Here is a 19,466-nt window from a genome sequence, read left to right as displayed (position 1 = left end):
CGTCATTGTGCGCGCCTCCCCGCGCCCGCGCAAGAACTCGCCGCCCGCAGACGTCAGGCGTGCGTGGTGGCCAACTTCACTAACGTGCGCAGGCTCGTGTCCGGCAGGTACGCGCGGGTCAGCGCCACGCCGATCCGCGGGAGGTCGCCTTCGTCGCGGTAGGCCAGGTACATCGGCTCGTGGCGCGGGTTGAACTTCGCCTTGAACGCGTGCAGCGACCGGAAGCCGTACACCGGTTCCAGCTCCCGGCTCAGCACCGCCAGCAGCCGCTCGACCGGCGCCGCTTCGGGGTCCGGACCGGAGCGGGCCAGCGGCGCGCCCGACAGCGACACGAACCGCATCCCCGCCGCCTGGAAGGTCAGCATGGCGGAGCCGATCAGGAACTCCATCGCGGGCCGGAACCCGTCGCCGCGGCGGCGCATGAGATCCAGGGTCCAGCCGTGGACCTCGCCGTCCGGTCCGTGCACCGGCAGCCACGAGGTGACGCCGTGCACACTGCCGTCGGCGTCGACGGCCAGGCCGACGCGGGTCGCCGGGTCCAGCGCCTCCTCCATGCCGCCGAGCGTGAAACCCATTTCCGGCATGCCTTTGTCGCCGACCCATTCGTCGCAGATGGCGCGGACCTGGCTGCGGACGCCCCACGGCTCGTCGGCCAGCACGACGTGGCGGTAGCTCATCCCTTCCTTCGCGGCGCGGTTGAGCGCCGAGCGCACGTTCTGCCACTTCCGGCCCCGCAGCTCGAGGCCCTCCAGGTCGACCAGCGTGTCTTCGGCGATCTGCACCCGGCTCCAGCCCAGCCGCGCGGCGGCGTCGGCGACCGGCCGGGTGACGGAGAACAAGCACGGCACGACGCCGGCGTGCTCGCAGGCGACGGCGAACGCGCGGACCGCGCCGGCCGCGGAGCCGGCCGGGCCGATCGGGTCGCCGAGGCCGACGGCCACCCCGGCGTGCCGCCGGTACGCGAGGACGGACTGTCCGTCCTGGCCGCGGAAGTGCGCGTTGTCCGGCCAGGTGGCCATCCAGGACAGCGTGCTGCCCCCGTGCCGGCCGAGCAGGTCGCGGACGACGGGCGCGTCGGCCCCGCCGATCCCGGCGGACACCCCGAAGCCGCGGCGCAGCGGGGCCCGGAACGCCCAGCGGGTCAGGACGAGCAGGGCCAGCTCGGCCGCCCACAGCACGGCACCCGTCATGGTGAGGGCCTTCTCCGCCATGGACTCCTGGCCGAAGGCGAACCCGGGCACGGCCACCGCACCGGCGAGCACGTTGATCGCGGCGAGCGTCACCGCACCCCACCACGCCACGCGCCGGCCGCTGCGCAGCCCGTTTGCCAGGAGCGCGACGAAGGCGATGTTGACGGCGATGCCCCAGCCGGTGTCCTCGCCGCCGGTGGTGCCCAAGGGGCTGTCCGCCGGGAACAGCCAGAGCACCAGTTCGGCGACGGCGATCAGGGCGAGGCCGGTGGCGGCGAACAGGCGCCATTCGCGGCGCCCGGCCCGCACCCGGCCCCGCGGGCCGACGTGGTGGCCGCCGGCCAGGCGACGGCTCAGCGGAAGGGCGAGCGCGACGGCCCACAGGTGTTCGAGGTCGGCGAGCCCGCCGAGGAACAGGAAGGACACGCCGACGTAGACCCACAGCCCGGCGCGCAGCGGCAGCCGCCACGGCGAACGCAGCGTCGCCGACACCGCCGCCGCGCAGGCGAGCGCGCCCGCGGAGAAACCCGCGTCGACGTGGGCGGCGAGGCCGTGCGCCCACGACCACCCGGTGTCCCGGAAGGCCAGGAGCGTCAGCGCGGCACCGAGCACGCCGGCCAGCTGGCCGAGCCCGCAGATCACCACGGTCCGCCCGGTGCCCAGCCGCCATTCCGCGCCGCCGGCGAAGACGGCGAACGAGAGCAGCACCGGCAGGTAGAAAACCGGTGTCAGGGCGAGGAACGAGCCGGTCACCGGCGTCCACCACCCGCCGTCGGCCAGCGCGGGCAGGCCGTAGCCGACGTCGCCGAACCACGTCCGGTCGCTCGCGGCGTCCCACAGCGTGCCGGTCGCGATGCCGGCGACGATGATCGCGATCAGCACGCCGGTCGTGAAGGGCAGCCGCCGGCGCAGCACCGTGGCCACCGCGTGGACGCGTGCCGACGCCGCCGGGGCGGTCACGGGCTCGGTGAGTGTTCGCGAGCTGCTCATCGCTGTCTCCTGGGAAGTGGCCCGGTGCTCGGAAGCCCAGCATCCGCCGGACGCTCGTCGCCGGTCACCGGGCCAGCCCGCGCGGGAGCCGGGGTTAACCCTGGCCTATACCGGTAGTTCCGCCCGGACCACGGTCCCGCCGCCCGCCGGGCTCACCACGGTCAAGCGGCCGCGGAGCGCTTCGGCGCGGTCGGTGAGGCCCCGCAGCCCGGAGCCCGCGGCGGGGTCCACGCCGCCGATGCCGTCGTCGGCGATTTCGATGACCGCCGTGGGGCCGTCGCGCAGGACGCGCACGGTCACGACGCCGGCCCGCGCGTGCTTGGCGACGTTGGCCAGCGCCTCGGACGCGACGAAGTACGCGGCGAACTCGATCGGCTGGGGCAGCCGCGGGCCGATGGCGTACGCCACCGTCGTGGGCACCGGCGAGCGGGTCGCGAGCGCCTCGAGGGCGACGTCCAGGCCCTGGTCGAGCGCGGCCGGGTGGATGCCGCGGGCCAGCTCGCGCAGTTCGGCCAGCGAGCGGGCCAGCTGGTCACTGGCCGAGGTGACGAGCTGTTCGGCGTCCGTGGGGTCGCGCCGGATCTGCCGCTGGATCAGCGACAGCTGCATCGCGAGCGTCACCAGGCCCTGCTGGGCGCCGTCGTGCAGGTTGCGTTCGATGCGGCGGCGTTCGGCGTCCCCGGCGGCGATGATCCGTTCGCGGGAGTGCTCGACCTCGGCGAGGCGCCGCCGGGCCTCGGTGTGCAGGTGCTGGTTCTCCAGCGCGATCGTCGCCGCGGCGGTGACCGCTTCGACCAGCTCGGGATCGTCGTCGAGGGACCGGTCGTAGACGAGCACGGCGACCCGGCTGCCGTCGCGCTCGACACCGGCCACCGACCGGGACGTCCCGGCGCCGGGCAGGGTGACCGGGTTGCCGTCCAGATCGGCGTAGGCACCCGGGGTGGTGACGTAGCCGACCACCAGGTCGGGGTCGCCGAGTGCCTTCGCCAGCGCACCGCGCAGGTCGTCGGGCCGCAGGGTGCGCAGCCCGCGGAACAGGCCGGCCAGCCCACCTCGGGCCAGCCGGGAACGCAGCAGCCCGGCCAGGAACACGATGGGCACCGTGAGCAGCGAGCACACCCCGATCCAGAGCAGCACCATCGACTTCTCGCCGGTCAGGAACTGCGCCACGAGCAGCCACCCGAACAGCAGCAGGCACGCGGCCCCGGCGACCCCCGGCGCCAGCGCCCGCCGGCCGGGCGTGGACGCCGAGCGCCAGCGCACCGCGACCACGACGGCGGTGCCGGTCACGGCGGCCAGCAGCGTGCCGCGCTGGGCGACGTCGACGATCTCCGCGAGCCGCTCGTGCGGCCAGATCGCGACCGGGTTGCCCGGCACCCCGGAGAACAGCAGGAACAACGGGGCCAGGACGACCAGTTCCAGCAGGACCGCACCGGCGAGCACCCGGTCGGCCGCCGTGCGCACCCGCCCACCGGTGAGGAAGGTCAGCACGAGCACGACGAAGAACAGCACCCACAGGTCCGGCAGCCACAGGCCGACGACCTGGGCGGGCGGCCACGCGAGCTGGCTCACCAAGGGACTGACGAAGAAGGCGAAGCCGGTGACGGTCATCAGCAGCCCGCTGTGGTTGTCCGGCCGGCGGCGCCAGGCGATCAGCCCGCAGGCGGCGAAGGAGCCGCCGATCAGCCGGAACGCGACGTCGATCGCCTCGACCGGTGCCCCGTTGGGGAACAGCATCGGGACCAGCGCGCCGAACTCGGCCGCGAGTGCCACGGCCCAGAGCAGCAGCCAGAAGCCCGGTCCGTGCCCGGAGCGGGCGAACCGGTGGGTGGGGGTGCGGGCCGGCCCGCCGGCGAACGCCGTTTCCGAAGCCATGACCTGTCCTGCTGCGGTCGACGGGTCCCCCTGGCAGCCGCACGGTAATCCAGGACGGCCCCGGCCGGTACCGCTGAACCGCCGCGGATCCCCAGGGTTGTCCCGGTAGTTGCCGGCCGGCGGCGCTGCGACGATGAGGGGATGGTTCCCCGGGTCCTGATCGTGGACGACCACGCCGCGTTCCGGTCGTTCGCCCACCGTGTCCTGGTGGCCGACGGGCTGGTCGTGGTCGGCGAGGCGGCCGACGGCGCGACGGCGATCGCGGCCGCGCCCCGGCTGCGTCCCGACGTGGTCCTGCTGGACGTGGGCCTGCCCGACATGGACGGCTTCGCCGTCGCCGCGGCGCTGGGTGCGCAGGACGAAGCGCCCGCCGTGGTCCTGGTGTCCAGCCGCTCCCGGGACGACTACGTCGCCGGCATCTCGCCGACGCCGTTCTTCGCCTGTGGCCCCGTGGTCGCGGCGGTCGTCGTCATCGGCGTCGCCGACGGCCGGGCCGGCTACCGCGACCTCTTCGCGCGGCTGACGCACTGGCGGGTCGGCTGGACCTGGTGGGCCGTCGCCGTCGCGATGCCCCTGGCCGTGCTGGCGGTGGCGTCGCTGGCCAACGTGACGCTCTGGGGTGCTCCCGCGCCCGACCTCGGCACCCTCGCCTGGACCGACCTCGGGCTGGTCGCCGCCATCCGGTTCGTCAACCCCCTGGACGGGCCGCTCGGCGAGGAGCCGGGCTGGCGGGCCTACGCGCTGCCGCGCCTGCAGGAGAAGTGGTCACCGCTGCGCGCCGGCACCGCCCTCGGCGTGGTGGTGGCGCTGTGGCACCTGCCGCTGGTCACCTCGGGCCTGCTCGCCCCGTTCGGCCTCGTCGTGACCTTCGCGATCACCCTGGTCTACGTGTGGCTGGTCAACCGCACCGGCGGAAGTGCCCTGATGGCGCTGGTCTTCCACGTGGCCCAAGGCACGATCGGCTACGCCGCGCTCGGCTTCGGCGGTGCCGACGCCGACCGGATGGACTGGCTCACCGGTGCGTTGTGGTGCCTGATCGCCTTCGGCGTGGTGACCGCCGACCGGGCGGCTTGGCGGTCCGCTCCCGCCCCGGCCGTCACCGGGCACGCCCACGTCTGACAGAGGTCTGAAGGCCACCGTTGGCCCGGAATTCGTGACAACGGCTTCCGGGCCCGGAAGGATCGGAGGGGTGATGGAGATCGAGGTTCGCTGGTCGTCGCCGTTGCCCGCCGAAGAGCGCTTCCTGCGCCTGCTCGACGAGACCGAGCAAGGCCGGTTCGAGGCGTACCGGCAGGAGGCGGACAAGCGGCGGTTCCTCACCGGCCGGGTGCTGGCGAAGACGGTCGCGGCCGAGCGGCTCGGCCTGGCGCTGGAGACGGTGAAGTTCGACGCGACCTGCGAAGACTGCGGCAAGCCACACGGACGGCCGAGCATCCCGGGTGCGGACCTGACGCTGTCGATCTCGCATTCGGGCGAGCTGATCGGGGTCGCGGCGACGCCGTCGGTCCCGGTGGGCCTCGACGTCGAGACGGCCACCCGCCGCGCGGACGACGGCCTGATCGAGTACGCCCTGAGCCCGGCGGAGGCGGAGCACCTCGCGGGCCTCGACGCCACGGAGAAGGCGGCGGCGTTCTTCGTCTACTGGACCCGCAAAGAGGCCGTGATGAAGGCCACCGGCAAGGGCCTGCGCATCCCGCTGCAGAGCATCACGTTCTCCCGCTACGACGAACCGCCCCGCCTGACCGCCTCGGGCGACCCGGCCCTGGACCCGGCGACGACCCGCTTGGCGGACCTGAAGGCCGCGGACGGCTACCGGGCGGCGATCGCGGTGCTGACCACCGAGGAGCTGTCGGTCACCGAGGAGCACTGGGTTCCGTAGGCCGGCTCAGACCGGCAGGTCCGCCAGGCCCATCGCCGTCAGCAGGGTGCGGAACTTCGCCGTCGTCTCGTCGAGCTCCGACTGCGGGTCCGACTCCGCCACGATCCCCCCGCCCGCATACAGCCGCATCGACGTCGAGGCGATCTCCGCGCAGCGGATCGCCACCGCCCACTCGCCGTCGCCCGCTGCATCCACCCAGCCGACCGCTCCCGCGTAGTAGTCGCGGTCGAACGGCTCCAGCTCCTTCACCAGGTCGCGGGCGCCTTCGGTCGGGGTCCCGCAGACCGCCGGGGTCGGGTGCAACGCTGCCGCCAGGTCCAGCGCCGTGATGTCCGGGTCGGCCAGCTCGCCCGTGATCGGGGTGCGCAGGTGCCAGATCGCCGGGGTCGTCACCAGCTCCGGGCCGGCCGGGACGTCCAGGGTCCGGCAGAACGGCCGCAGCGCCTCGACCACGTAGTCGATCACCACCGCGTGCTCGAGCTGGTCCTTGCGGGACGTCCGCAGCGCCTCGCCATTGGCGCGGTCGGCCACCGGGTCCGCCGAGCGGGGCATCGACCCCGCGTGCGGTGACGAGAACACCGTCCGGCCCGTGCGGCGCAGCAGCAGCTCGGGCGTCGCGCCGACGAGCGACCGGCCGCCCGGCAGCTCGGCCGCGTAGGTGAAGTGCCGGGGATTGCCCACGGCCAGGTTGCGCACGATGCTCTCGGCGGGCACCGGCGCGGCGAACTCGAGGTCCAGCGCCCGCGCCAGGACGGCTTTGCGCAGGTCACGCTCGGCCAAGGCGGCCACCGCGGACCGCACGGCCGCCATGTGCGACGCCGGAGACGGCACCGCACGGACCCGCACGGGCGCCGGCAGGGTCTCGCGCGGCAGCGAGGGCGTCCCCGAGGAGCGGTGGACGGTCCGGGGCACGACGAGGTGGCCCGGCACCTTCGTGTCGGGCCCGGTGTCGAACGGGAGGACGCCGACGGCCAGCGGAGCGCCCGTCTCGGCGAGGACGCCGGGGATCGCCGAGGCGAGCCGTCGCGGGTCCGTCTCGGTGACGGTGCGGATGGTGCCCTGCGCGAGGAGTGCGCGCTCGGCCGTCGTGAAGAGGAAGTCGCCTCGCTGGTAGCGGGCGGCGAGGTCGACCGGGGTCGCCGGACTGACCGCTTCTGGGGGGTCCAGGGGGGCTTGCCCCCCGGCTGGGGTCTGGGGCTCGGCCCCAGGGGACAGAGAGCTCACGTGTCCAGCGTCCCAGGCGATGGGAGATCCGCGAGGGGAGTGTCACGAGCGACACTCCCCTCGCGGGCAGCTCCTGGTGACGCGCTACTTGAGCGCGTCGATGAGCGCCTCGCGCTGACGCTCGCCCAGGCCGGCCGCACGCCGGTCCGGGTCGATGCCGGCCTGCTCGAGCAGGGCGGCGACCTTCACCGCGCCGAGGCCGGGGACGGCCTTCAGCAGCTGGGTGACCTTCGTCTTCCCGATGGTCTTGTTCTCCTTGGCCTGCTTGAGCACCTTTTCGATGCTCTCCTGGCCGGACTTGATCGACGCAAGCAGTTCCGAACGCGCCTTGCGAGCCTCGGCGGCCTTGGCCAAGGCATCGGCGCGCTGCTCCGGAGTCAACGTAGGCAGAGCCAACGTAGTGTCCTTTCCTCTCAGGTCTCCGCTTTCGCGGCCGACAGCTTTTACGAGTGCTTGCTCCTGCAAGCGCTGCTCAGCCGTCTCTTGCCACGGGCCCAGTAAACGCCACCCGCTTCCCGGTCGTGCAACCGACACGCACTTATTACCCCCGGAGGTGATAGCAGGCAACCCGCTCCGGCCTGCGGAAACGCTCCCAAGAAGTGGGCCACGTGGCCTCTCTCACCCGGAAGTGGAGCTTCCGTTACGCGCTGTTCTCGCGCACATTTCCTTGCACATAAGGAGAAGCCGGAAAATTAATGATCTTGATCATCGTCCGGTCGTCGCCCGATCGCGCGACGACCGTGACCGAACGGAGCCGTAGTTGACCATGCCCGCTTCACCCGATCCGCACTAGAGTCGGCGCAACCCCAGTTCACCGGCGAGCTACCCCCGGGAGCGACCATGTTGAGCACCATGCAGGACGGCCAGCTGTCGCTGGCGAACCTGCTCCGCCACGGCACGTCGGTGCACTCGGCGAGCGAAGTCATCACCTGGACCGGTTCAGAAGCCCGTCGCGAGAGCTATCGCGAGCTCGGCCGCAACGCCGCGCGGCTCGCGAACGCCCTCAAGAGCCTCGGCGTGACCGGTGACCAGCGCGTCGGCACGTTCATGTGGAACAACGCCGAGCACTTGGCCGCCTACCTCGCCGTTCCGGCGATGGGCGCCGTGCTGCACACGCTGAACATCCGGCTGTTCCCGGAGCAGCTCGTCTTCGTCGCCAACCACGCCGAGGACCACGTCGTCATCGTCGACGGCACCCTCGTCCCGCTCCTGGCGAAGCAGTTGCCGCAGTTCAAGACGGTCCGGCACGTCATCGTGGCCAACGGCGACGCCGCGACCCTCGAAGCACCCGACGGCGTCGAGGTGCACTCCTACGCCGAGCTGCTGGCCGCCCAGCCCGACACCTTCGACTGGCCGGACGTCGACGAGCGCTCGGCCGCCGCGATGTGTTACACCTCGGGCACGACCGGTGACCCCAAGGGTGTCGCGTATTCACACCGGTCGATCTGGCTGCACTCGATGCAGGTCTGCATGACCGACAGCATGCGGCTCGCGCAGCACGACAAGGCCCTGGCCATCGTGCCGATGTTCCACGCGATGGCGTGGGGCCTGCCGTACGCGTCGCTGATGGTCGGCGCGTCGCTGCTGATGCCGGACCGGTTCCTCCAGCCGGCGCCGATCGCGGCGCTGCTGGCCGCCGAGAAGCCGACGTTCGCCGGCGCGGTGCCCACCGTCTGGCAGGGCCTGCTCGCCCACCTCGAAGCCCACCCGCAGGACATCTCGCACCTGCGTGAGGTCGTCGTCGGCGGGTCCGCGGTGCCGCCGTCGCTGATGCACGCCTTCCAGGAGCGGCACGACGTCCCGATCCTGCACGCCTGGGGCATGACCGAGACGTCCCCGCTGGGCAGCGTGGCCCGCCCGCCCGCCGACGCGACCGGCGACGAGGCCTGGCGCTACCGCTACACGCAGGGCCGCTTCCCGGCGTCCGTGCGGGCCCGGCTGATCGGCGACTCCGGCGACGCGCTGCCGTGGGACAACGAAGCCGTCGGCGAACTCGAGGTCCAGGGCCCGTGGATCGCCGCGTCCTACTACGGCGGCGCCGAGATCGACCCCGACAAGTTCCACGACGGCTGGCTGCGCACCGGCGACGTCGGCAAGATCAGCCCGGACGGCTTCCTGACGCTGACCGACCGCGCCAAGGACGTCATCAAGTCCGGCGGCGAGTGGATCTCCTCGGTCGACCTGGAGAACCAGGTGATGGGCCACCCGGCGGTGGCCGAGGCCGCGGTCGTCGGCATCCCGGACGAGAAGTGGGACGAGCGGCCGCTGGTCGCCGTCGTGCTCAAGGAAGGCCAGAGCGTCACGCCGGAAGAGCTGCGCGAATACCTGTCCGACAAGGTCGCGAAGTGGCAGCTGCCGGAGAACTGGACGTTCGTCGACGAGGTGCCCAAGACCAGCGTCGGCAAGTTCGACAAGAAGCGGATCCGCGCGTCCTACTCCGAGGGAAAGCTCGACATCGCGCAGCTCTAACGGGTAAATCTCCGGCGAGTCTCATGCCTCTGGCGGTCACCATGGGGGACCCTGACCCCCCTATGGTGGCCTTCGGAGCACGTCGGAGGGGTTCTGGGGATGCAGCGGAACAGGCGGAGTTTCCTCGCACTGGCGGGCATGGGCGCGCTGGCGACGGCCTGCGGGTCCAACACCGGGCGGCAGGGTGACCCGCCGCCCTCGACGGCGTACTCGGCGGGCCCGCCGTCGTCGGACGCCCCGAAGGCCGCGCTCCAGCAGTGGTACCACGCGTACGGCGAGGAGGGCGTCCAGGACGCCGTCAAGCGGTACGCGTCGAGCTACCCCGGCGCGGCCGTGACCGTGCAGTGGAACCCGGGCGACTACGACTCGAAGATCGTCACCGCGCTGCAGAACAGCAAGGTGCCGGACGTCTTCGAGGCGCAGGTCAAGATCGACTGGGTGCGGCAGAAGCAGGTCCTCCCGCTCGACGACGTCATCGGGCCGGCGAAGGGTGACTTCAGCCCGGCCGTGCTGGCCGCGCAGACCGTCGAGGGCCGGGTCTACGGCGTCCCGCAGGCCACCGACACGCAGCTGCTCTTCTACCGCAAGAGCCTGCTGCAGGCCGCGGGCGTGCAGCCGCCGCAGACCGTCGACGAGCTCGTCGACGCGGCCGCGAAGCTGACGAAGGACGGCGTCAAGGGCTTCTTCGCGGGCAACGACGGCGGCGTCGGCGTGCTCACCGGCCCGCTGCTGTGGTCGGCCGGGCTCGACTACCTCAAGAACGGCAACCGCGAGGTCGGCTTCGACGACCCGCGGGCGGCGACCGCGCTGGCGAAGCTGCACACGTTGAACGCCAACGGTTCCCTGCTGCTCGGCGCGCCGGCGGACTGGTCCGACCCGGGTGCGTTCATCGACGGGCTGACGGCGATGCAGTGGACCGGGCTGTGGAACGTGCCGAAGATCCGCCAGGCGTTCGACGACGACTTCGGCGTCCTGCCCTTCCCGAAGCTGGACGGCAGCGGCGCGCCGTCGGTGCCGGTCGGCGCGTACGGCGCGATGGTGAACGCCAAGAGCGCGCACGTCACCGAAGCCAAGGCGTTCGTGAAGTGGCTGTGGATCGACCAGACGCAGGACCAGCTGGAGTTCGCGACGAAGTTCGGCTTCCACGTGCCGGCCCGGCAGAGCCTGATCGGCCGCGCGGACAACCTCAAGTCCGGCCCGGCCGCCGACGCGGCCCGGTTCGTCCAGGAGAACAGCCACCTCGTCGGCGGACCGGTGTGGACGCAGCCGTCGAACACGGCGCTGTCCGACGCGGTCGCGAAGATCGCCAAGGAGGGCGCGGACCCGGCCGCGCAGGTCAAGACCGCGGTCGAGGTGGCTCGCGCCGAGCTGAAGCGCCTGTTTGGATGACCCGGGGGGTGAAGCGGCGGGACGCGCGCGCGTTCTGGCTGTTCGTCGGGCCGTTCCTGCTCGGGCTGGCGATCTTCGCGTACCTGCCGATCGGCTGGAGCGCGTACCTTTCGTTCTTCGACGCGCGCAACACGGTGACGCCGACCGAGTTCGTCGGGCTGGACAACTACGGGCACATGCTCACCGACGAGCCGTTCCTGTCGAGCCTGGGGACGTTCAGCGTCTTCGCGGTGTTCATCGTGCCGCTGACGTTCGTGTTGTCGCTGGCGCTGGCGCTCGGCGTCAACCGGCTGCGGTTCGCGCGGGCGTTCTTCCGGTCGGTGTTCTTCCTGCCGTTCGCCTGCTCGTACGTGGTGGCGTCGCTGATCTGGAAGACGTCGCTGTTCTCGGGTGTCCGATACGGACTGGCGAACTCGGTGCTCGCGGTCTTCGGCGTCGATCCGGTCGCCTGGACCGGGACGGTACACCCGCCGCTGTACTGGGTGGTGCTGGTGACGGCGCGGCTTTGGCTGCAGCTGGGGTTCTACATGATCCTCTTCATCGCCGCCCTGCAGCGGATCCCGGTCCAGCTCTACGAAGCGGCGTGGCTCGACGGCGCCAAGCCGGGCTGGCCGGTGTTCCGCCACATCACGCTGCCGCAGCTGCGCGCGACGGCGGTGGCGGTGTTGCTGCTGAACCTGATCAACGCCTACCAGGCGTTCGACGAGTTCTACAACATCATGGGCGACGCCCGCGGCTACCCGCCCTTCGCCCGGCCGCCGCTGGTCTACCTGTACTACACGTCGCTGGGTTCGGGCGGCCAGGACCTCGGCCGCGGCAGTGCCGGCGCGGTGATCCTGGCGCTGGTCATCGCGCTGGTGACACTGCTGCAGGGCCGGGTGCTGCGCTTCGGGCGGGCGGCATGAGAGCGGTCCTGCGGTGGGCTTGCCTGTCGGTGGCGGCGGTGCTCTTCCTGCTGCCGTTCTACCTCCTCCTGCGCAACGGCCTGGCGTCGCGAACGGACCTGACGTCTCCACAGTGGACGTTCTTTCCGTCCACAGTGCACTGGGAGAACCTCTCGCGGCTGTTCTCGCTTTCGGACGTCCCGTTCGCCCGGAGCCTGCTGAACTCGCTGCTGGTCGCGACCCTCCAGACGACCGGCCTGCTGGTGGTCTGTTCCCTGGCGGGCTACGGCCTGGCCCGGATCCCCTACCGGCACTCCCGCCCGGTCTTCCACGCGGTGCTGGCGACGCTGATGATCCCGACGTCGGTGACGTTCGTGCCGAGTTTCGTGGTCGTCTCGTCGCTGGGCTGGCTGTCGGACTTCCGCGGCCTGGTGATCCCCGGGCTGTTCAGCGCGTTCAGCGTGTTCCTGTTCCGCCAGTACTTCCTCGACTTCCCACGCGAACTGGAGGAGGCCGGCCGGGTCGACGGGCTGAGCCGCTGGGGCGTGTTCTGGCGGATCGTGGTGCCGAATTCGAAGGGCTTCTTCGCGGCGATCGCGGTCATCACCGTGATCGGCAGCTGGAACGCGTTCCTGTGGCCGCTGATCATCGCCCAGTCCCCGGATTCGTGGACGGTCCAGGTGGCGCTGTCAGGACTGCTGACGGCCCAGAACCCGCAGCTGAACCTGCTGTTCCTGGCGGCGGCGGTGTCGATCCTGCCGATCGTGCTGCTGTTCGCGTTCCTGCAGCGGTACCTGGTGCGCGGGGTGGCCGAGTCCGGCTTGACGGGCTGACCGGGCCCGGGCCCGCCTAACCGTCCAACCGGGACCAGAACGCGGTCAGGGCGCGCGCCGCCGGGTGCGGGTCCGTCACCGGCCACCAGTGCCCGGTGTCGGCGAGTTCGGCGATCTCGGCACCGGCGGCCTCGCCCGCGGACCGGTGCTGCGCGGGCGTTCCACTGGCCTGGTCGACGTCCGCGAGGGCGATCAGGGCGAGACCGGGACGCTGTCGCGCCTTCGCCAGGCCGCGGCCCGCGTCGGCCATCACCGGCTGGACGGCCGACCGCAGCAGCGAGAGCACCGCCCGCCCCATGCCGTCGTCCATCCCGGCCGCCACGCGTTCCGCGGCCGGGCCGCTCATCCCGAGCGCGCCGACGACCTCCAGCCGCTGCGCCAGCGTGCCGCCGAAGATCTCCTTCACCGAAGCCTCGCCGGCCCCTTCCTGCTGCCACACCTGGGCCCGCGCGTGCCAGACGTAGCCCGGGTCGAAGAGGCCGAGTGCGTCCGACGCCCAGCTGCGGATCAGGTCCGGGCGCGTCATCGCGATTCCGGCGACGTGCGCGCCACCCCAGTCGTGGCCGACGAGGTCGACGGGCTCCCGGAACTGCTCCAGCCGCGCGGCGAGCCATTCGCGGTAGCCCTCGACGGTGGCGGAGAAGCCGTCCGACGCCGGCACCCCGAAACCGGGCGGCGACAGCGACACCACGTCGTCGCGGCCGAGTGCGGAGATCAGCGGTCCCCACACGCCGGAGTTCTCCGGATTGCCGTGCACGAGTACCAACGGAACAGTCATCTCGACTCCTAACTTGCGTGCATGTACGCAAGTAAGTGTAGCAGCGGCCGGTGCGGGCGACCACGTCCGGAAACTACGGCGTGACCGCGAAGGCTCCGCGTACCGAGCGCGTCGCCTCCCGGATGAGGGCGGGGACGTTGCGAACCGGAGGCTGGGCGATGAGCTGCAGCCCGGTCCCGCGGACCAGGGCGACGATCAACACGGCGGCCGCGGCCGGGTTCGCGTCGGGCCGGATGGACCCGTCGGCGACGCCCTGGCGGACCACGTCCGCCAGGAGCTGCCGGAAGTCGGCGTCCCGGCGGGCGAACAGCGGAGCCAGCACGGGGTCGGCCGCGATCGCCTCGCCCCACAGCTGCAGGAACGCGCGCGCCGACGGGGTCCGCCGCACGACGTTGCGCAGGTACGCCTCGATGATCCGCACCAGGTAGTCCAGGCCGTCTCCCTCGTAGACGGGGACGTCGAACCGCTGCGCCTCGTCGACTACGGCCTCCAGCAGCCGTTCCCGGCTGCCGAAGTGGTGGTAGACGATGCCGCGGCTGTAGCCGGCGGCTTCCCCGACCTCGGCGAGCGTGACGGCCCGGGAGCCGCTGCGCGCGATGAGCGCCATCGCCGCGTCCACCACGCGCCGCTCGGTCTCCGCGCGTCGTTGCTCCTGCGTTCGCCTGGCCGGGCGATCGGTCATGCGTCGTGCTCCCCTGACTGGCCTCGTGGTCGACGAAGTGTGCCACGAGGCCCTCCCGCCGCCGGGCCTCAGCGGCGGAAATGACCACAACCTTCGGCGGTACACCCACTCCGACGCCTGTGACAGGGTAGCTCGAAATGTCACGTTCACCGGCCGGTCACCGACGTCCGGCACGGTGCAGGGCAACCGAGAAGACTGGGGAGCGATCTCATGGCCGAACTCACCCGGCGCACCTTCGCCACCGCGGGCGCCGCCGGTGTCGGGCTCCTGCTCTGCACGCCCACCGCGAACGCCCTCGACCGCGCCCTCCGGCTCACGAGCACCCGCTCGGTCACCACCACCGGCACCACGCTCGAACAGGTCGCCACCGGCGGGGGCACCAGCACCTACTCGCGCCTGTCCGCGGGCCCCGGCTGGCCGCTGGTCGTCCGGAGCGATCTGGCCACCCCGAAGAGCGGGCGCGACGACCGGCGCCGGGCGCTCTCCGCCTTCGTCCAGTTCACCGACCTGCACATCACCGACGCCGAAAGCCCCGCGCGGTTCGAGTACCTGCACCCGTTCATCGGCTCCGCGCACCGGCCGCAGGAGGCGCTCGGGACGGTCGCCACCAGCGCGCTGGTCGAACGGGTCAACAGCGTGCGGCAAGGGCCGTTCACCGGGCGGCCGTTCGACCTGATGGTCACCACCGGCGACAACACCGACAACCACGAGCTGATCGAGCTCGACTGGTTCCTCAAGGTCCTCAACGGCGGCACCGTCACCCCGAACTCCGGCGACGCGAACGCGTACGAAGGCGTCCAGAGCTCCGGCAACGACGAGTACTGGAACCCCTCGATCCCCGGTGTGGGCGACAAGTACTCGGCGAAGGGCTTCCCGCAGCTGCCCGGCCTGCTCGAAGCGGGCATGAAGTCCTTCACCGCACCCGGCCTCGACGTCCCGTGGTTCTGCACCTTCGGCAACCACGACGACAGCATCGTCGGCTCGCTGCCGGCGCGGATCCCCGGCATCGACGCCTGGTACACCGGGAAGTACAAGGTGATCGGCAAGGACGAGACCACCGCGAAGAAGCTCGCCGACGCGATCAAGAAGGGTGCCGGCGTCCCGGTCGCGGAACTGTTCGGGGGCAGCGGCACCATCCGCGAGATCACGCCGGACGCGCGGCGGCGCCCGTTCGGCACCGGCGAGTTCGTCCGCGCCCACCTCGACGCCGCCAACACCGGCCCCGGCCCGGTGGGGCACGGCTTCACCAGCGCCAACGCCGACGGCCAGAACGTCTACTACACCTTCCGGATCGCGCCCGGCATCACCGGGATCAGCCTCGACACCACCACCGACGCCGGGTTCGCCGACGGCTCGATCGGGCTCGCGCAGTACTCCTGGGTCGAGTCGACGCTGAAGCGCGGCAGCTCGACGTACTACGACTTCTTCGGCCGCAAGGTCACCCACGCCGTCACCGACGAGCTGTTCCTCCTCTTCAGCCACCACACCAGCGGCTCGATGGGCAACCTGCTGCCCGACTCGCGCCACCTGCTCGACCCGCGGCTGGACGGCAACGCCTTCGTCGCGCTGCTCAAGCGGTTCCCGAACGTGCTGGCCTGGGTCAACGGCCACACGCACCTCAACAAGATCACGCCGCACGCCGGGAACACGCCGCAGCAAGGCTTCTGGGAGATCAACACGGCGTCACACATCGACTTCCCGCAGCACGCCCGGATCGTCGAGGTCGCGGACAACGCGGACGGCACGTTGTCGCTGTTCACGACCCTGATCGAAGCGGAAGCGCCGTACGCCGTGGACTACGGCGCCCGGACGCCGCAAGCGCTTGCGTCGCTGTACCGCGAGCTGTCCTACAACGACATCCACACCAACCTGGGCCGGGTCGGCGCGGCCGAGGACCACAACACGGAACTGCTGCTCATCAACCCCCTGTCCTGAGGCTCCCGCGGCTGTCGTGAGTGGTAAGGCGGGTTAGAACCCGCCTTACCACTCACGACCGGCGGGAGGTGCGGCACAGTGGTCGCATGACCGATCTTGAAGGCACCCGGCTCTTCCACCGCTCCATGCCGTTTTCCGAACGCCTCGGCGTCGAGGTGCTGGAGCACGGGCGCGAACTCGTCCGCAGCCGGCTGAAGTGGGACGAAAGCCTCTGCACGCTCGGCGGCGCGCTGCACGGGGGCGCGCTCATGGCGCTGGCCGACTCGACCGGCGCCGTGTGCGCGTTCCTCAACCTGCCCGAAGGCGGCCAGGGCACGACGACCGTCGAATCGAAGACGAACTTCCTGCGCGCGGTGCGTTCGGGCTACGCCGTTGCGTCGTCCAGACCACTGCACGCCGGCCGCAAGTTCGTCGTGGTGGAGACCGAAATCCACGACGACGACGGCAAGTTGGTCGCGAAAGTGACACAGACGCAGGCCGTCCTCTAGGTACCTGTTTACAGACCGGTCCGGAGCGGCGAAAATTCCTGGCTACTGGGTGGGCCGATCAGGGAGCCAGGATGCGCATACGCGAGCTGTTCACCTTATTGTCAGTGGTTGTGTTGTCCGCGGTAACCGCGCAAGCCGCCGAGGCCGGGCCCGTCCGCCCGCGCGACGACGAGGCGATCGACTACCACGAGTGGACCGGCGGCCGGTTCCACGAAGGCGGCTTCGCCGGCGTGGCGCTCACCCGCGACGGCCTGCGCCTGACCCGCCCGGTCGGCACGGTCGAGCACACCGAGCCGGAGCTGGGCACGACGAGAACGTACGAGTACGGCCAGTGGACGTCACCGGCGTACCGGCCGGGCTTCGGCGCGACGCAGCTGGTCGCGTCGTGGAACGCGAAGACGCCCGCGAAGACCTGGCTGCAGGTCGAGGCGCAGGGCCGGACGTCGGCGGGCGCCGAAACCGCGTGGTACGTGCTGGGCCACTGGGCCAGCGGCGACGCCGACATCCTGCGCACCAGCGTCGACGGCCAGGACGACGCCAACGCGCTGGTCGACGTGGACACGCTGGTCATGAAGCCGGACGTGACGCTGAAGTCGTACCACCTCCGGGTCAGCCTCTACCGCGAAGCCGGCTCGGGCGCGACGCCGTCGGTGAGCCTGCTGGGCGCGATGACTTCCGCCGTCCCGGACCGCTTCGAGGTGCAGCCGACGAAGCCCGGGCGGGCCACCGGGATCGAGCTGAAGGTGCCCGCGTACGCGCAGAACCTCCACAAAGGACAGTTCCCGCAGTACGGCGGGGGCGGCGAAGCCTGGTGCAGCCCGACGTCGACCGAGATGGTGGCCGAGTACTGGGGCAAGAAGCCGTCCGCGGCGGAGCTGGCGTGGATCCCGGCGGGCTACGTCGACCCGCAGGTGGCGTTCGCGGCGCGCTACACCTACGACCACGCCTACGACGGCACCGGGAACTGGCCGTTCAACACGGCCTATGCGGCGTCGCGCGGGTTGCGCGGCCACATCACGCGGCTGCACTCGCTGAACGAGCTGGAGACCTACATCGCGCGTGGCATCCCGGTGATCACGTCGCAGTCGTTCCTGTCGTCGGAGCTCGACGGCGCCGGCTACGGGACGTCGGGGCACATCATGGTCGTCGTCGGCTTCACGAAGGACGGCGACGTGATCGCGAACGACCCGGCGTCGAGCAGCAACGACCGGGTGCGCAACGTCTACAAGCGGGACCAGTTCGAGAAGATCTGGCAGCGGACCAAGCGCTACCGCGCGGACGGCACCGTCGCCGGCGGCCCCGGCGGCGTCGCGTACATCATCACGCCGGCTTGACGGGGCTCGGCGGGGCGCCTCACCGGCGCCCCGCCGGCCTTCACCAGGTCTTGCCGGCCTGTTCCCGGATGGCGCGGTTGATCCGGTTGAAGAAGCCGCTGAGCGCGATGTGCGTGACGATCGCGGACAGCTGCTGCTCGTCGAAGTGCTCGGCCGCGGCCGCCCAGACCTCGTCGGTCACGCCCGGCTGGCCGTCCTCGATCCGGGTCGCGGCTTCGGTCAGCGCGAGCGCGGCCCGCTCCGGCTCGGTGAAGAACGGCGTCTCGCGCCAGGTGACGACGCTGTGCAGCCGGTCGTCGGTCTCCCCCTGCCGCTTCGCCGCCTGGACACCGGCGTAGGTGCACGGGGCGCAGCCGTTGATCTGGCTGGCCCTCAGGTGGACCAGCTCCAGCAGCAGCGGATCGACGCCGGCGGCGTGCACCACCTTGAACAGCTGCTGGACCGCGCCGGTCACCTCGGGATCGCTCCGGGTCTTCAGCCGTGCTTCCATCGTTTCCTCCATCGGTTACCTGCGCCCCTCCGGGCCCGTCATGTCCACGACGGAGCCGAACCGAGGAAGGTAACGACCATGTCCGACACGCTGGCCGAGACGTTCGAAGCGCAGCGCGACCGGCTGCGCGCGGTGGCCCACCGCGTGCTCGGTTCGCACGCCGACGCCGAGGACGTGGTGCAGGAGGCCTAGCTGCGGCTGTCGCGCCAGGACGCGGCGTCGATCGAGAACCTCGAGGGCTGGCTGACGACGGTGGTCGGCCGGATCAGCCTGGACGTGCTGCGCGCGCGGAAGTCCCGCCCCGAGGCGCCGTATGAAGAGATCATCGTGACGGTCGACGACGGCGCCTCCCCGGACGAGGACGCGGAGCTGGCGGATTCGGTCGGGCTGGCGCTGCTGGTGGTGCTGGAGTCCCTCGGCCCGAGCGAGCGGCTGGCGTTCGTGCTGCACGACCTGTTCGCGGTGCCGTTCGAGGAGATCGGACGCATCTTGGGCAAGTCCACGGCGGCGGCCAAGATGCTGGCGAGCCGGGCCCGCCGCAAAGTGCGCACGCCTTCACCGCCGGCCGGGTCGTTGCAGAGGGAGGTGGTCCAGGCCTTCCTGACGGCGGCCCGCGACGGCGACTTCGAGCAGCTGCTGCGCGTCCTCGACCCGGACGTCCGCCTCACGGTCGACACACCGGACGGCCTGGTGGTGGTCCTGGGAGCAACGAACGTGGCCACGGGCGCCCGCTTCGGAGCGGCCGGCGACGGCCGGCGCGTGCTGGTGGGCGGCCTGCCGGGCGTGGTGGCGTGGCGTGAGGACGGGACGCCGCTGTCGGTGGTGGCGTTCACGGTGGTCGACGGGCGGATCACCAACATCGCGGCGGTGGCGGACCCGGTGAAGCTCGCCTCGATGGACCTGCCGGAGCCGCCGGGAACTGTCGGTGGTGCCCGGTAAGCTGGAAACCGGGGGCCGGAGGCCCGCCCGCACGGCTCGCCGAGCGCGCGACCGAGCGGAGCCGTCGAGCCGCCATGTCGACCAACC

At 71.6% G+C, this 19,466-nt stretch carries 16 protein-coding genes and 1 pseudogene; 10 read left to right on the top strand and 7 right to left on the bottom strand.

Features of this window, described 5'->3' with window-relative positions:
- Positions 1-53: 53 nt before the first annotated feature.
- Complete coding sequence (locus C2L58_RS07130) at positions 54-2,180, bottom strand: bifunctional lysylphosphatidylglycerol flippase/synthetase MprF (protein ID WP_103336741.1); 2,127 nt, start codon at positions 2,178-2,180, stop codon at positions 54-56.
- Positions 2,181-2,285: 105 nt separating this feature from the next.
- Entirely contained in the window at positions 2,286-4,055 is a 1,770-nt protein-coding gene (locus C2L58_RS07125; protein WP_103336740.1) for a sensor histidine kinase, read from the bottom strand.
- A 141-nt stretch (positions 4,056-4,196) separates the two neighbouring features.
- Here C2L58_RS07125 and C2L58_RS07120 point away from each other — a divergent pair, with 141 nt between their 5' ends.
- Together C2L58_RS07120 and C2L58_RS07115 are read left to right on the top strand one after the other, a co-directional pair.
- Positions 4,197-5,174 carry a response regulator gene (locus C2L58_RS07120; protein WP_103336739.1) on the top strand — a complete coding sequence of 326 codons (978 nt, stop codon included), beginning with the start codon at positions 4,197-4,199 and terminating at the stop codon, positions 5,172-5,174.
- A gap of 73 nt (positions 5,175-5,247) precedes the next feature.
- Entirely contained in the window at positions 5,248-5,934 is a 687-nt protein-coding gene (locus C2L58_RS07115) for a 4'-phosphopantetheinyl transferase family protein (protein ID WP_199191139.1), read from the top strand.
- A 6-nt stretch (positions 5,935-5,940) separates the two neighbouring features.
- Here C2L58_RS07115 and C2L58_RS07110 read toward each other — a convergent pair whose 3' ends face one another.
- Both C2L58_RS07110 and mihF read right to left on the bottom strand, forming a co-directional pair.
- Positions 5,941-7,158, bottom strand: coding sequence for an isochorismate synthase (locus tag C2L58_RS07110; RefSeq protein ID WP_103336737.1), 1,218 nt, complete (start codon positions 7,156-7,158; stop codon positions 5,941-5,943).
- An 84-nt stretch (positions 7,159-7,242) separates the two neighbouring features.
- Positions 7,243-7,554 (bottom strand): integration host factor, actinobacterial type, encoded by a 312-nt coding sequence (gene mihF, locus C2L58_RS07105; protein WP_158264088.1) that lies wholly within the window; start codon positions 7,552-7,554, stop codon positions 7,243-7,245.
- A gap of 444 nt (positions 7,555-7,998) precedes the next feature.
- On the opposite strand from mihF, the gene C2L58_RS07100 reads away from it, so the two are divergent.
- The 4 genes from C2L58_RS07100 (at position 7,999) to C2L58_RS07085 (ending at position 12,733) form a co-directional block, all read left to right on the top strand.
- A complete protein-coding gene (locus C2L58_RS07100) occupies positions 7,999-9,627 on the top strand; it encodes a long-chain fatty acid--CoA ligase (protein WP_103336736.1) in 1,629 nt (542 codons plus the stop codon).
- Positions 9,628-9,726: 99 nt separating this feature from the next.
- The gene (locus C2L58_RS07095; protein WP_103336735.1) at positions 9,727-11,016 is read left to right on the top strand and encodes an ABC transporter substrate-binding protein; all 1,290 of its coding nucleotides are present in this window, start codon (positions 9,727-9,729) and stop codon (positions 11,014-11,016) included.
- Positions 11,013-11,921: a carbohydrate ABC transporter permease gene (locus C2L58_RS07090; RefSeq protein WP_233225592.1), complete on the top strand. Its 909-nt coding sequence runs from the start codon at positions 11,013-11,015 to the stop codon at positions 11,919-11,921. The genes C2L58_RS07095 and C2L58_RS07090 overlap by 4 nt, the downstream gene beginning before the upstream one ends.
- Positions 11,918-12,733, top strand: coding sequence for a carbohydrate ABC transporter permease (locus C2L58_RS07085; protein ID WP_199191138.1), 816 nt, complete (start codon positions 11,918-11,920; stop codon positions 12,731-12,733). The genes C2L58_RS07090 and C2L58_RS07085 overlap by 4 nt, the downstream gene beginning before the upstream one ends.
- 16 nt (positions 12,734-12,749) lie before the next feature.
- Here C2L58_RS07085 and C2L58_RS07080 read toward each other — a convergent pair whose 3' ends face one another.
- Together C2L58_RS07080 and C2L58_RS07075 are read right to left on the bottom strand one after the other, a co-directional pair.
- Positions 12,750-13,511: an alpha/beta fold hydrolase gene (locus tag C2L58_RS07080; protein ID WP_103336732.1), complete on the bottom strand. Its 762-nt coding sequence runs from the start codon at positions 13,509-13,511 to the stop codon at positions 12,750-12,752.
- Between the two features lie 73 nt (positions 13,512-13,584).
- A complete protein-coding gene (locus C2L58_RS07075) occupies positions 13,585-14,193 on the bottom strand; it encodes a TetR/AcrR family transcriptional regulator (RefSeq protein WP_103336731.1) in 609 nt (202 codons plus the stop codon).
- A gap of 210 nt (positions 14,194-14,403) precedes the next feature.
- On the opposite strand from C2L58_RS07075, the gene C2L58_RS07070 reads away from it, so the two are divergent.
- The 3 genes from C2L58_RS07070 to C2L58_RS07060 all read left to right on the top strand — a co-directional run bounded on the left by C2L58_RS07070 (position 14,404) and on the right by C2L58_RS07060 (position 17,950).
- Positions 14,404-16,128: a TIGR03767 family metallophosphoesterase gene (locus C2L58_RS07070; RefSeq protein WP_103336730.1), complete on the top strand. Its 1,725-nt coding sequence runs from the start codon at positions 14,404-14,406 to the stop codon at positions 16,126-16,128.
- Positions 16,129-16,214: 86 nt separating this feature from the next.
- Entirely contained in the window at positions 16,215-16,616 is a 402-nt protein-coding gene (locus C2L58_RS07065; RefSeq protein WP_103336729.1) for a PaaI family thioesterase, read from the top strand.
- Between the two features lie 71 nt (positions 16,617-16,687).
- On the top strand, positions 16,688-17,950 hold the full coding sequence (locus C2L58_RS07060) for a peptidase C39 family protein (protein WP_199191137.1): 1,263 nt from the start codon (positions 16,688-16,690) through the stop codon (positions 17,948-17,950).
- Between the two features lie 40 nt (positions 17,951-17,990).
- Here C2L58_RS07060 and C2L58_RS07055 read toward each other — a convergent pair whose 3' ends face one another.
- The gene (locus tag C2L58_RS07055; protein ID WP_103337095.1) at positions 17,991-18,440 is read right to left on the bottom strand and encodes a carboxymuconolactone decarboxylase family protein; all 450 of its coding nucleotides are present in this window, start codon (positions 18,438-18,440) and stop codon (positions 17,991-17,993) included.
- A gap of 78 nt (positions 18,441-18,518) precedes the next feature.
- Between C2L58_RS07055 and C2L58_RS07050 the strand changes: the two are divergent.
- Positions 18,519-19,379, top strand: a pseudogene (locus tag C2L58_RS07050) (sigma-70 family RNA polymerase sigma factor).
- Positions 19,380-19,466 lie beyond the last annotated feature (87 nt).

The organism is Amycolatopsis sp. CA-126428 (assembly GCF_002904335.1).
GTDB lineage: Bacteria > Actinomycetota > Actinomycetes > Mycobacteriales > Pseudonocardiaceae > Amycolatopsis.
The sequence above is the reverse complement of the archived record's forward strand: the minus strand, read 5'-3'. Positions and strand labels throughout refer to the sequence as shown.